The organism is Paenibacillus sp. SAFN-117, from assembly GCF_051966115.1.
GTDB classification, from domain to species: domain Bacteria; phylum Bacillota; class Bacilli; order Paenibacillales; family NBRC-103111; genus Paenibacillus_L; species Paenibacillus_L residui.
Genome location: NZ_JBQCLK010000034.1, coordinates 18,896 through 31,558 on the forward strand (window position 1 = coordinate 18,896; position 12,663 = coordinate 31,558).

General features: G+C 48.4%; 11 protein-coding genes. All 11 read right to left on the minus strand.

Annotated features, from left to right (window positions below; genetic code table 11):
• Positions 1 to 40: 40 nt before the first annotated feature.
• The gene (locus tag ACTHRH_RS19915) at positions 41 to 1,048 is read right to left on the minus strand and encodes a hypothetical protein (RefSeq protein ID WP_379286516.1); all 1,008 of its coding nucleotides are present in this window, start codon (positions 1,046 to 1,048) and stop codon (positions 41 to 43) included.
• A gap of 12 nt (positions 1,049 to 1,060) precedes the next feature.
• The gene (locus ACTHRH_RS19920) at positions 1,061 to 3,139 is read right to left on the minus strand and encodes a hypothetical protein (RefSeq protein ID WP_440417294.1); all 2,079 of its coding nucleotides are present in this window, start codon (positions 3,137 to 3,139) and stop codon (positions 1,061 to 1,063) included.
• Positions 3,140 to 3,163: 24 nt separating this feature from the next.
• Complete coding sequence (locus ACTHRH_RS19925; RefSeq protein ID WP_440417296.1) at positions 3,164 to 5,191, minus strand: right-handed parallel beta-helix repeat-containing protein; 2,028 nt, start codon at positions 5,189 to 5,191, stop codon at positions 3,164 to 3,166.
• Positions 5,143 to 5,946: a hypothetical protein gene (locus ACTHRH_RS19930; protein WP_440417298.1), complete on the minus strand. Its 804-nt coding sequence runs from the start codon at positions 5,944 to 5,946 to the stop codon at positions 5,143 to 5,145. Before ACTHRH_RS19930 ends, ACTHRH_RS19925 begins: the two co-directional genes overlap by 49 nt.
• Before the next feature lie 217 nt (positions 5,947 to 6,163).
• The gene (locus tag ACTHRH_RS19935) at positions 6,164 to 7,285 is read right to left on the minus strand and encodes a hypothetical protein (RefSeq protein ID WP_440417300.1); all 1,122 of its coding nucleotides are present in this window, start codon (positions 7,283 to 7,285) and stop codon (positions 6,164 to 6,166) included.
• Entirely contained in the window at positions 7,282 to 7,431 is a 150-nt protein-coding gene (locus tag ACTHRH_RS19940) for a hypothetical protein (protein ID WP_379286508.1), read from the minus strand. The genes ACTHRH_RS19935 and ACTHRH_RS19940 overlap by 4 nt, the downstream gene beginning before the upstream one ends.
• A gap of 831 nt (positions 7,432 to 8,262) precedes the next feature.
• On the minus strand, positions 8,263 to 8,799 hold the full coding sequence (locus ACTHRH_RS19945) for a shikimate kinase (RefSeq protein WP_440417302.1): 537 nt from the start codon (positions 8,797 to 8,799) through the stop codon (positions 8,263 to 8,265).
• A gap of 50 nt (positions 8,800 to 8,849) precedes the next feature.
• Positions 8,850 to 9,317 (minus strand): GNAT family N-acetyltransferase, encoded by a 468-nt coding sequence (locus ACTHRH_RS19950; RefSeq protein ID WP_144939155.1) that lies wholly within the window; start codon positions 9,315 to 9,317, stop codon positions 8,850 to 8,852.
• 53 nt (positions 9,318 to 9,370) lie between these two features.
• Positions 9,371 to 9,946 carry a histidine phosphatase family protein gene (locus ACTHRH_RS19955; RefSeq protein WP_144939157.1) on the minus strand — a complete coding sequence of 192 codons (576 nt, stop codon included), beginning with the start codon at positions 9,944 to 9,946 and terminating at the stop codon, positions 9,371 to 9,373.
• A gap of 286 nt (positions 9,947 to 10,232) precedes the next feature.
• Positions 10,233 to 11,843: a DUF4127 family protein gene (locus ACTHRH_RS19960; protein ID WP_440417305.1), complete on the minus strand. Its 1,611-nt coding sequence runs from the start codon at positions 11,841 to 11,843 to the stop codon at positions 10,233 to 10,235.
• Positions 11,844 to 11,929: 86 nt separating this feature from the next.
• Positions 11,930 to 12,622: a hypothetical protein gene (locus ACTHRH_RS19965; RefSeq protein ID WP_144939161.1), complete on the minus strand. Its 693-nt coding sequence runs from the start codon at positions 12,620 to 12,622 to the stop codon at positions 11,930 to 11,932.
• Between the last annotated feature and the right edge of the window lie 41 nt (positions 12,623 to 12,663).

Sequence of the window (12,663 nt, forward strand, 5' to 3'; positions counted from 1 at the left end):
TTTTGCCTGATATCAAGCGTATGTGCGCGATTCGATGAACCTATGAAGGCGGATTTCCGCGCAGAAGCAGGTTTCGGATATACTTTTGACGTTGATCGTCAACGTTGTAACGAAGCTCCATCCAATATGGAACATTCTGAAACAATTGATTGATCTGTTGGGCATTCAAACGATCCAGGTTGCGCATTTTAGCTTCATGCGCGTTTCCCTTGACCAGCAAGGGCAAGACACATTGGCGATAGAAAGCCGTCTCCGATGTCTCGGGGTTATTCAACCAGTATTCTGTCAGCGCCTCGGAAGTTGACCGGAACTTATTCCATGCCTTGGTGAGCATGTGCTTCTGGATGGCCATACGCTGATCTGTTGTCGGCTGTTGGAAATGAAGCAGATTGAACTGTCCCGTTTGATGTACTTTCCCGCCCCAAGTTTGGCCATCTACGGACGACCAGCGGATCAAGTTGAACTGCCAGTTGCCTCCATCTATCGGAATTGCGTCATATACAACCTCCCAGGGCACGATAACGACCGTTCCCCAGCCGCCGGGGATTGGCTGCGAATTTATTTGTACACTGCCCTTCAGCGGTCGGTTATGCCGGAATTCGCTCTGCCACTCATAATATTCTATCGGGGATCCGGATGTCGGTATGATGATCTGATGATAAGGAAGATCTCCTTCGCCGGTAGCGATAAAGATTTCCAGCGAATTTTCTACCGGCTGGCCGTTCTCATCGATTTCCGGCTCCTTGGACTGGACGAACATATACAAGCCATCCTCGCGGTATACCATGTAAAAGGCCGTCTCATGCTCGCCGCCCGGCGGAATCGGAGCAAGATTAGTATAGTTTTCAAACCGTGTATCTTTGTATTGCGGATTGTTGAAGTAGGAGCTTTGCATCCAACGGTCCGGAGTCGATAAATCTTCCGTCGCATAGGTGACTTCGTAAACTTTTTTGCCGTCGGAGCTCGCATACCCCGTGTTTATCCATATCGACCCGCATAATACAAGCACCCACAGAATCGCTATCCATCGATTGGTCGCTTTGATCATCGTTTTCTCCTCCTACTGCCCATTTTGCAGGTCGAGCATGTGTAGAATATGGCGAATCATCTCAAGCCTTAGCAAATCCTGATTCGTCGAGCGTTCATCGACGGATTCGAGCCAGTTCAACGCATGATTGGCAGCCGTAATGCGCTCTGGAACGCCGGAGGACAGCGCGTCAGCCGCAACCTGCTTAAGCTTAGTTGCATAACGGATATCGTCGATTCCCTCACGGTAACCTTCCCATGCAATGGTGTCGATCACATTCGTTTTGGTCGGATAAACCAGGTTGAAGGCGCGGAATTCGGAGGATGCGTTGTCATTCCAGATATTCGTGGGGTTTTCGGAATAGATGTAATTGTAGGTGGCATCATAGTTGGCTTTGTACGGCCACATCCCGTGCCGCTGCCGCATCAAGTCCGGATTCTCGGGGCCGGTGTGCGGGTAAGCATAGTTTGTAATGAGCCGATCACCGCCCAGAGCATGCCACTGATCCGCTTTCTCGCGCGTCGGTTCCCCGACCCAGTTCAAGAAATTTTCCGGAATGCCCAGAGCTAAATGTGACGCATGACCTGTGGCATAAATCTTACCTCCCTTGTCCTGAATATACTTCCACATCTCTTGCTGGAATTGAAGCATGCCCCAACCTGCTTCATCCCAACCATCCAGGTAAAGGTTCGTATGACCGGCCGCACCGGAAGCAATGGCCAAAGCTTCGTCAACTTCGAGCTTGTGATTGTCAATGCCGTTGCGCCATGCATTATAGAAGGTGTCCATCTTCTGTTTGTTTTCATCTGTCGGGTTCGCTTCATAAGCTGCTTTGGCATTCAAATAGTTGTTGTACTGTACATAGATACTGTACGGAGGAAACGCTTGCTTGACGCCGAATAGCGGATTCAATTCGAGTCCGGCCTGCCGCATCAGCTCCAGCTGCCGGAGGAAGGTATTCTTGTCTGCGGCCGAATAATATGGCCCGGGGAGATTAATGACATTGTGATCGACCAGATTGCGATATTCGTTCAGAAGTCTCGTTTCAGCCAGTTCGCTGTTCCCGTTGGTCGCTTTCAGTGTTTCCTTCAATCTGCTGTGGTGGTAAAGCATGACGTAAAAGTCCTTGTTCAAATCGTAGTACGTCTTCGGTTTGGGAAGCTCGAACGGCAGCACGCGAATGATGAGCGTGATGCTGCCGGCCGGAGCCCCGTCTGCGGCAATATCTATCGTGCCCCTGTAAATTCCGGCAGGCGTCTCGAGCGGCACCTTCGTTGTCACCCACATCTGCTTTGATTCTCCGCGCTTAAGCGTAACAGGCAGCAGCGTCGGGCTATCCTCAACCGGTTCCGAGTAGAAGTCAAATTTCGCAGCCGGGATGCTGGAAATGTCCACATATTCCGATCCGGACGGGTAGTCCACCCGTAACAAATTCCTTTTCCCAACCCGGTCTACTTGAACCAGATTTTCATCATGCAGCAGAAGCTCGGGCACCAGCACGCTCTTGGATGGGTCGCTGAAATAGCTGTACCATCCCGTTCCGCCCTGATACCAGGTTTTGACCACCCGCAAATCAACTGCGCTGGAGGGGATCGAACCTCCCTTGCCATGCAAATCGGTTATGGTGAAAGTGAGTGAGCTTACGTCGCTCAAAGGGGCGAGAACGAAGGAGGCGGCCTCAAATTCGCCTTGCGCCGAAATGACCGAAACCCGATCACTGACGACGCCGTCTTCCGGAATATCATCGGGCAGCCTCGGCAGCGGACTTAGCGCCGGAACTTCATACACGATAAACGGAGAGTCAGCCCATACATCTTCATTCTCGATATCCGCAGCCAGCTTCAACGCGTAGTTCAATGCCTTCCGGGTGACCTGGACATCTTCCGGTAATATCTCGGAGGAGCCTAGCAGGGAAGTCGCTCGATCACGCACACTTTCAAGAAACTGTTTCAGAAGGGGCCGGGGCGTTAATCCCATCCTCAAATCGATCTGAGCGACCTGTTCGGTCAGCTCTTCTCTGTATTCAAGACTCGATGCGGATGCCTTGACCGGTAACGCGACCATAAGTAAGCTGGACAACATAATGGTTCCTAGAAGCACATGCCTAAACATCGATATATCACTCCTTCCTAATGGTTATTGAATGGAGCCGAAAGGCCTGAAGACAGCCAACGCTCCGATATATAGCCATGAGTACCCATCCGGATACGATTTCTCGGTCGCCGCAGTTCCTGCCGGTTGATTCGAACTGCCAGATTGGCCTGTAGCCGTGCATTTGTAGACGTTGCCCGCAGCATTGACCAAGGTGTTGATTGTATACTGACTGCCGGATGTCCATTCCGTATCATTTGCAATTCCCGTCGTTGTACAAACCCATCCGATATATCCGCCCGGGGCAGGAGCGGCATGATATAGGATTTGCCCTACGGTATATGCCCCGGAGGTCGGGATTCCGGCCATCCGATCGCCCGTTCCGACCGAAGCCGCGTTGATATCTGTGGAAATATCGCCAAGTAATTTCAATAGCTGAGCAGTGAATGTGCTATCCTGCTGAACAGTCATCTGATGAACGAGGTTCTCACCGATATATGCTGTTAATTTCGGCACCTTTGCAGTGTATACATTATTTCTAAACGCGCCGAACAGCTCGATTTTGTTGCCGCTATAACTTGATTCAAGATAATTATCGGTTATTTTTAGAAGCTTTTCGGCATATATCGTGAACGGTCTGTTGAGCTGCGCCGGATGCTGCATAGACACCTTATTTCCTTCAATGAGCACGTTCTCGAAATTGGTTAGGTAAATTCCTTCGTTATTCGCACCAAAGACTCGTTTTTCTTTATTCAGAACGATCCGGTTATTTTTGATCCGGGCGGTTTTGGTAAATGAGTTCGGAAGTCCAGATAGCTTCATGTCAAAATTATGAAGGATACAGTTCTGTACAAGCGCGTCATTAACCTTCCAGAATCCTGCTGATGCCCATCCGTCCTTGTCGCCATACAAACCGCACCCGACAATAGATAGTCGGTTCAAGGACAGTTCTCCAAGTTTGGCAGAAGAGTTAATGAACCGAAAGTCGCAATCCCGAAAGATCAAGGCGTTCTTCCCGATCAAATCCCAGCCTTGGGAATTATCACTGAACAACCTGGAAGAGGTGTTTAATGTAAATTTACAATTTTTAAACTCGGCGAGTCCCCTGCGATTCAACCAACCTCTTGCAGCTTCCTTTTTGTTATAATTGAATTTGCAATGGCTGAAGGTAACTGTGTCGTAGGGAGCATCATATGCGAACGCCTGCCATATACTACCTGTTATTTCTGTCGTATAGCCTCCAGGGATTGTTGCCCATGCCGGCTCGATCATGGCGCCTGCAAAAGACCACGTATAGCCGTCTGCGTATGTATGATCGCCATTTGCATGAGTCGGCGCATTCGCAGCCTTGCCGCTCCCTGCCTGTGTACACCGATAGACCTTCCCCGCATGAGTAACTTGTTTTCCGACCGTATATGAGGTGCCGGAGGACCACGGAAGGGCGCCCGGAGTAATAAGGACGTGATACAACGGATTGTTTAACCAAGCGGCATTCTTGACGGAAGGAAGTACGGCAGTGCCGACACTGCCGGCATAATTCGTTCCTGCGGAAAAATCCGGATGCGCTTTCATCATCAGGAGGAAGGAAACGTCCTCAAACATGCATCCTTCGTAAACGGACTCATAGTTAATGGACATCGTTGCGTTTAAGAATGTGTCCTGTTTGAAGTATACGGAACCGCTCGCTCCTTGTCCCGTACCAACTACGCAATTGTATTGATTATATTGGGATACTATATTCGTGCCCCTGGAACCTTGGAAAACAACACCGCCGCTTAAGCCATTCCTCACGGAGTCGAACTTGTTGTTTTCAATCAGAATATTTCTTCCATGCACAATACTTATATGAAGACTTTCATTGTCCCGGAATATATTGTTTCGGATGATGATATGCTGGTTGATATTCGTTCCGTCCTCGATATCAATCCCCATCGGAAACGGATATAGTCGTCTGCCCGCCACTGGAGTCGAATGGCCCATCCGGTAAAATTCACAGTTTTCGATGACTACTTGCTGCGCACCCGTTATGGCTGCTCCAAGAGAAAAAGAATCGTGGATATTGCAGTTGAGCAAACGAATGCCGCGTGAATATTGGAAAGCGTTGATCGTAATATAAATCGTGCTGGGAATGATTTGAGACAGATCATAAGGTAATGAAAGTTTAAACAGAAATATCCTCCATTCGTCGAAGTGTTTGGTCTTCCGCCTGATGAAGTGGCCAATGAAGCTAACGTAATCATTTCTTTCATTCTCATGTAGTCTGCATTTGCAACGTCGGTACCGGTGACCGGATCAAATGTGCCCGCTTCCCAATCCGGGGAAGTCGTTACAACCAGTTGACTATACGTCCCTGACAGACTTACGCAATATCCGGGGAAATTCATGACTTCTACGCCATTTAACGTAATATTTCGCGATCCGCGCTCTACGATGATTCCGATACAACCTTCGTGAATGGAGTTTGCCAATGTGGCATAATCATGGGCAAGATGATCGCCGACTATTTTTCCACCGAGGATCGTCACGTTTCTTTTTTCCACAATACTTATAGCAGCATAGTAATCCCAGCCATTGGCCTCTTTCTGAATGACACAACCGTACAAATCCAGAGTAGTATCGTTTTGCAGCAGGATACACGCGTTTTCACTGTAATCCTTGGAAGCCGATCCCTTCGATACGGTGTATACGCCTTCCGGCAGCTTTACATAGGAATACCCGTTCTGATATGCCCATTGCAGAGCGTTATTGATTCCTTGTGTCGTTTCAAGCGGATTCGTTCCATCATTACTGATCCCCCATTCGTTAACGTCAATGAGATAGTAACTCATTACTCTGGCCTCTCTTTCCAAATGGTTGGATAGCGATCCTGTCCACGAAGCGGCATCTCATTTATGATATCGCTTTCAATCCATTACTTATGATGTGATGCACTGGAATCCATCCCCCCCCTCCTATGTCCTATTTTTCAATTTAATTGTATCATTCCGTGCATACGTATTTTATTAACATTGTTTTGATCGATATAGAACAAAATTATGAACTTCTTCACATCGTCAGGATGAATTGCTCGAGAGCATATGCAAAATCTTGTCCGAATCTTCGGCTGTTATCCGGGGTAACGGCGGTCTGGCCGCTTCCGAAGTAAGGAAATTCAAAGCTGCAGGCCAAGGAGGCCCCCGTTCCTTCGAAAAAGTTAGCGCATGTTGTGCTGCCCGGCAGATTCCAGTCTTCTCCCATGCTTATGTTATGGGCGGATGAATGCCTGATGGCGTCCTTGTCGCGGCGTTCGCCGCTTGCCTGTTCCAATAATCCGCTGAGCGCTTCGATTCGCTCCTTGACCGGCGAGTCTCGCTTGACAAAGAAAGGGACGTCGTTCCGATCTCCCCACTTATACGGACTATGACAATCGATAGTTACGGCAGTCTTTAGTCCTTCCGCGTAGTTCATTAATGCTCCGGTTGAACGGTAAATGGGCTCCTCTATATAATCTCGATTGTGATCATGGGGAATCCTTGCTTTGCCTTGGTCGCCGTTCTCGACTCCATCTATGTCCATGAACGGAATATAATGAAGCAGAAATCGTTCCAACACCGGAGATGAATCAGACGCAAGAAGGGAATCGAATAAACCTTCCAGCATATAGGAAGGAGCCGATTCGCATGCATGATGCCTTGCCGTGAAGAAAATATGCCGATCCGCATTGCGGTTGCCCAGCGTTAATATTGGAATCGGCCGCAGCTGTTCAGAATGCGTCAGCACTCCCCGATTCACTTCCTTGCGGCCGGCAATGCGGGCATAGTAACGTTCGAAATGGTACAGCTGATAAGGGATGCAAAAGCAAAAATACGCTTTCTCACCTCCATGCCGAAAGGTGTAAGTAAAGGCTTCCCTCGATAAGAGAGACTCTTCGCCCAGCCATCGCCAATTAACTCCGTCTAAGCTAACGGCAGGACCCCAGGGCCCGACCACCTCCCCGTTCACAAATTGAAATCTTATCGTCTTCCCGCTCGAAGCGATAGCAGAAAAATTCCAATAAAACCACCAGTTTGAAGAATCCCTTAAATCCTGCTCCAGCAACACAAGATCATCTTCAATAGACAGAACACGAATATTGCCTCCGGAATGACGGCAGTCAATCGAGACGGATGCGGTTGAGAGCGGCATCATAGATGCACCCCGATGGCCGGGTTGATGCCGATAGGATGGATGTCGCATCCGAACAGAATGGCTCCCCGCTCCAAAAACATCGCCGGCGCCGAACGCCCTGTCGACCCCAGACAGACGGTTAATACATTATCTTGCAGCATATTCAATGCTATCATCCTTTCTGCACCCGAGCATGGATGCTAACAGCATTCTAGCTCCGCATGCAGGCCCAGTCAATGCAGATGATCGTTTCTGCGGCCCCTTCGGCAAATTCCATAAATTCGATAACTAATGATGTAACATATTTTTGTACTAAGCCCCCACGCTGGATCGATCCGTCCAAATCGTGAAGCAAGGGAACTTACGAGCATTTGCCGAAGCTGGGGGGCCTGTATGCCAAACTGTATCAATCGCAATTTGCCGAATCGCTCCTTTAATACGTTTCCAAAAGACAAAGACCTGCTAATGTGCAGGTCTTTGGAACCGATTTGCTTCTTTTCTACGTCCCTTTGGACTACTATCCCCTTCACTCAGTTTCATCTGGCGGTTCAATCCTCTTTCTATGTTCTTTTGACTGGTATCCCTTATACTCAGTTCCTCCCGGAAGGCTGCCTTCCTTTACTTCTCCCTTTTTGACTGCTATCCCCTATAGTCAGAAGTCTGCCCTGCGGGGTAACCAAACGTCCCTATTTTTGATCAACCCGTGTTTTTATACGGATATCTCTCAACGAACTTATGTAAACTGTCCTACACTCTGTAGTGGACTTATTCCGGACATGCCCATCTAAATAAATGTCATTCCATTATAAAAATGTTGACCGACTCAGAAGATAAGATCCGGTAATTATCTGTCTGAGCGAAGGGGATAACAGTCAGAAGCTTGAGAATAGCAAGATTAAGTGAGCGGTCCGGCTCAAAACGCGAGATTGATTCGATACGAATAAGCGGGTCAGGGGAACATTTGAAATCTTGGGATGAGATGAGGCAACCCATTTTTCTTAAATGCATTTGCTTTCTTTTGAAAATAAGCTAATTATTTGCGCTACCAATTCTTCGATAGACTTATCATCGGCCTCGATCGTGTAATCGGCATATTTGCTGTATAATATTTTTCTTTCATTATATACATCAAACAGTGTTGTCCCATTATCCATAACTATCCCGCGGCTTTTTATATCTATATCGGCAAATCGTTTTTCTACGTTCGGATATGAAAGATTAATATAGACTATAACTGCTATTTGCTTTAAAAAGTTCATAGCTTCATCGGAATAGACAGCGCTCCCACCCGTTGCTATACAACAATTTATGCAATCAAGCGAGCAAATCACTTTGGATTCTTTAATAATAAATTCTTTACTTCCGACATCCTCAAGTAATTGCCACAATGGCTTACCGTATTTTTGTTGTATGGTAAGGTCTGTATCAATAAATGTCATATCCAGTTCTTTGGCAATCAAAGCTCCAATGGTGCTTTTCCCACAGGCTGTCATACCTATTAGAACGATATTTTTCCTATTATTAACTTTATCCATTAGAACCCTCTCTCCCCGAAAAATGTTTAATAGTTTAGTGTAAAGGATGGTCACATGATCGGGGAAATGTCCTTTTCATAAAATATGATTTCCAGATCATTCCACAATTTTCGTCCTGTCACCTGATAACCGTTTCTTTCAAACAATTTTTGGGCCGGCTGCTGGCTGCTTGTCGTGTCCAATCTAAGCTTCCGATAGCCCTTTTCCTCGGCCGATTTTTCCAGTGCAGATAAAATCTGCTGCCCAAGCCCTTTTTTCTGAAATGGCTGATCGACCCGAATCCTCTTGATTTCTGCGACCGTTTCCGTCATTTTGCGAAAAGCCGCCATGCTTACCACTCGGTCATCTATCAGTCCCACAATAAAGTCCCCGTTGTTGTTTATGTAGATCTGCTCGATGTTTTCCAAATCTTGATCTATATCGGGCCCGTCCATCCTTGCATTGAATTGATCAAGTCCTGCCCAATGCAGCTTTTGGACAGCTTCCTGATCCTTGGGTTGATATGGTCTAATTTTCACCTAAATCCTCCTTGCCTCTTGCGATTAAAGCATCACGACTGGTTAATCCGATTTCATATCACTTCCCATACTCTCTCGACGCTTTCCAACCGGTTACCGGTGAAGGTCAGCTTATAGATGTCCGGCATCGAAATGCTTCTCCAAAAATCAAAGCCAAACTCTTTATTATAATAGTTCATTATGATTGTCATGATGTTTCCATGAGTACCGACCACAATATTTTGGCCGCGGTGATCATTAAGGAGCTCCTCGATGACCGGAATGGCTCGTTGTTGAGCTTCCCTCGTCGATTCTCCGCCTTCCAGTGCAAAATCCGGATCAGCGAATGATTTTTCAATCGCCTTCAACAAATCTTCCCACTCCGCCTCATATTCCAGCCCAATAATGGCTCTTTCTCTTAATTGGTCAAATTCGATAACGGGAAGCCCTTTTCTCTCGGCCAAATTTTGAACCGTCTGCACGGCTCTCCTATAATTGCTTGAAATAATATAATCAACTTCCACTTCTGCTAAAATGTCGGCTACTTTGCGTGCGGCGGCCAGACCTTCCTCAGACAACCCTCTCGTTTGCTCCTGTCCGAAAATATACGGGGCTTTCGCATGTCTTACCATATAGATTGTGGTTTTCATATAAACCCTCCCTGAAGGAAATTTCACGGATAAATGGCTTGCCAAAATGAAAAAAGCGCCTCAGAAGGACAAGGGATGACGCGGATACCCTACTAAAAATGCCCATCTAAGAGGTCGCTTTCTATGAAGTTTAAACGACGCCGCAAGCAAAATCAACGGAAAGATGGGATAATTTCGCTCTTTGCAGCAGCAGACTCTCCCGCTATGCAAAAAAACCGCCAATAGGCGGTTAAGTGTTCAATATTCAAACGTATTAAACGAATTCAATCGGGGAGCTTGCTTCTCATTATACTAGCTCTACGTCTACACGGACATCCAGCTCGAACGTTCGGTTCCAGGGCAATTGCACAAGAACGAGTTCAGCGTCCCGGATAGCTGCCGGGATTTCCCCCACTCCACGATCTCCGGCACAAATCAGCGGCTTCGTAGCCTCAAACAGCTCCTTTATCCGTTGAATGATCCTGGCGTTTACCTGATCGTACTCTGTCTCCAGATCCCAAGGACTGACCGACAGATTCGCTTCGATCCATCGGTTTGCTTCCCCGCGTATCTGTGCCTGATAGCCCCATTCATCCATAAGCCGGGATATCAGGAACGAGTAATGCGCCTTCTCAGGCCTGCTCGCATTATCCACCGTCTCATTCGCCGGAAGAGTCGGCGCTCCTCCTGGTCTCTGCAGCTCATACATCGTGCGGGCAATAGCGTGGGAAATACACGTACCGAGGCTGTTGCCCGCCGTATTCCAGCCGGCATAGCCGGACAGCCGGGTGAAGAGGCGCTCATCGAGCAAGTAACGGACCAGCTCAATGTCAGAAGCGTTGGGCAGAGCCACATCCGCAATCGCCACTCGCCGCCCCTGCTCTAAGTGGTATCGGGCATTCTCCGCCAGATCGGTGATCAGATGCCGCGGATTGAATAAAGCATTCACCGGCTCCGTCTCGCTCCCACCATTGTGAATATTATTCAATGGGGAGTTCACCGCTAATATCAAATCCGCCTCCAGCGGCGAATCTACGATTACCGCGCCCGCTGCCAGCAGATGCGCCTTGACCGTTTCTTCCAGAGGACGATCTTCGAATTCCGGAATGACCTGCTTGCCCGCCTCGGATGTAAATCTCGGAAACACTTTCGCCTTGCGTCTGTTTAACCTCTGCACCATACGGGCGAGCAAGGTTTGGGTTCCTTCGTCCGCGCCGGGATATATCATCGTCTTGGCCTGAACATGTCGGTCGTAGATGTAACGCTGCAGTTCCCACTGCTCCTTAATGTGAACGCCTACAGGGCTGGCATCCTCCTGTGTGATGCTTAAATAATCGATGATGCCTTCTGCCGTCCAATCAATCAGCAGCTTGTGGATGCACATATTTCGTTCTCGCGCCTGGAAGAAATCCAGCAAAATTTCATTCGGAATCTGAGCCTTGACATGCAATATCTCTTGCTCAAGACCCGGCTCCTTTAACCGCAAATGCCGGTCGGACAGCTCCGAATACCGCTGCACAAGGTGTTTATATTTTACGTATTCGGCATTCCTTCCTGTTATTGTAATACGCATGAGTACACTCGAGACAAATAGAGGCTTGCTTGGGTACTTTGCCTTAACGGCACGTAATGCCTCCAGCGTTTCCCGGGCCTGCTCCAAAGCCCGTTCGTTAGTGCGCGAAGCAATCAGGCCGCCGAAGGCGAGCTGGTCGGCAGCTACAACCAAACCATCGACCGAATCTGCCGCCTCGAGCAGCCAACCATGAATGCTCTCACAGTGTCCGGGGGTCATGAACTTTCCAAGCATTTCGATTGGTGGCATATGCAGATCCACGTCGGCGATCTCTGCAATTTTTCGCGGGAACCACTGACAGCACGGCCGGCTATCCAGCGGAACAAGCGCAATACGATGTCTCATAACTCCACGCTCCGATCCTGCGTTCATTACTTGGCTTGCGATGCCATTTATTCGGAACCTCCGTCTCTCTTATACCAACCGTCCAATTATTCAGTCAAGCGGTCCAATTCGCTCCGGAATCTTCTCGTCGCTTCATAGATCGAACTCGCATCGGTTCCGGTCACAATCGCTCCAATCATGATTCCCCTCACCCCGGTAAGTTGAAGGGCCTCCAGCTCCTCGACCTGAAGGTTCCGTTGACTTGGAACGATAACCGGCTTCCCTGAATTTTCCACAAGCCAGCGGTAATTCAGCAAATCGTCGATGGATAAAGGATCGCCATATTCCTGAGGTGGAATAATAGAGGCCTCCAGCATCTCGATCGGCAGGGACCGTAATGCGGTGACAGTGCTTTCTCTATAATCGGCGCCTACTGCCAGCATCTTGTCAATCCTCTTGTCGCTAAGCATCCAACCAGGCGCATGCCGGGAATACAAGGAAATAAAATCGACTCCGAAGGAAACCAGCCGGTCCACTTCTTCCTTCGTTACTTTCTGAGGCGAGTCCCCTGCCACAGCCCCGATCGATCCGGCGAACATCCCGCGCATGTTCGATAACAAATCCGTATATTCCGTTGTCGGACCAAACGACGTTCCGCTGGCACGATGCTCAATGTTGAAGTGAATCTTGATAGCATCCGCTCCACCTTCCGCTGCCGCTTGGAACAATTCCAAGGAATTTGCGGGGAGACTGACGATCAACGCTGTCTTTTGTTGCAGCAACTGAACAAGCTGATTCATTGAAACCTCCGATATATTATCGACTGAGAGCGCTCCCAGTC

What these genes read in the sequence shown, in the direction of transcription:
- ACTHRH_RS19955 (WP_144939157.1), bottom strand. Translation starts at nt 9,946, where the DNA reads ATGAAAACCACAATCTATATGGTAAGACATGCGAAAGCCCCGTATATT.
- ACTHRH_RS19920 (WP_440417294.1), bottom strand. Translation starts at nt 3,139, where the DNA reads ATGTTTAGGCATGTGCTTCTAGGAACCATTATGTTGTCCAGCTTACTT.
- ACTHRH_RS19965 (WP_144939161.1), bottom strand. Translation starts at nt 12,622, where the DNA reads ATGAATCAGCTTGTTCAGTTGCTGCAACAAAAGACAGCGTTGATCGTC.
- ACTHRH_RS19960 (WP_440417305.1), bottom strand. Translation starts at nt 11,843, where the DNA reads ATGAGACATCGTATTGCGCTTGTTCCGCTGGATAGCCGGCCGTGCTGT.
- ACTHRH_RS19930 (WP_440417298.1), bottom strand. Translation starts at nt 5,946, where the DNA reads ATGAGTTACTATCTCATTGACGTTAACGAATGGGGGATCAGTAATGAT.
- ACTHRH_RS19945 (WP_440417302.1), bottom strand. Translation starts at nt 8,799, where the DNA reads ATGGATAAAGTTAATAATAGGAAAAATATCGTTCTAATAGGTATGACA.
- ACTHRH_RS19935 (WP_440417300.1), bottom strand. Translation starts at nt 7,285, where the DNA reads ATGATGCCGCTCTCAACCGCATCCGTCTCGATTGACTGCCGTCATTCC.
- ACTHRH_RS19915 (WP_379286516.1), bottom strand. Translation starts at nt 1,048, where the DNA reads ATGATCAAAGCGACCAATCGATGGATAGCGATTCTGTGGGTGCTTGTA.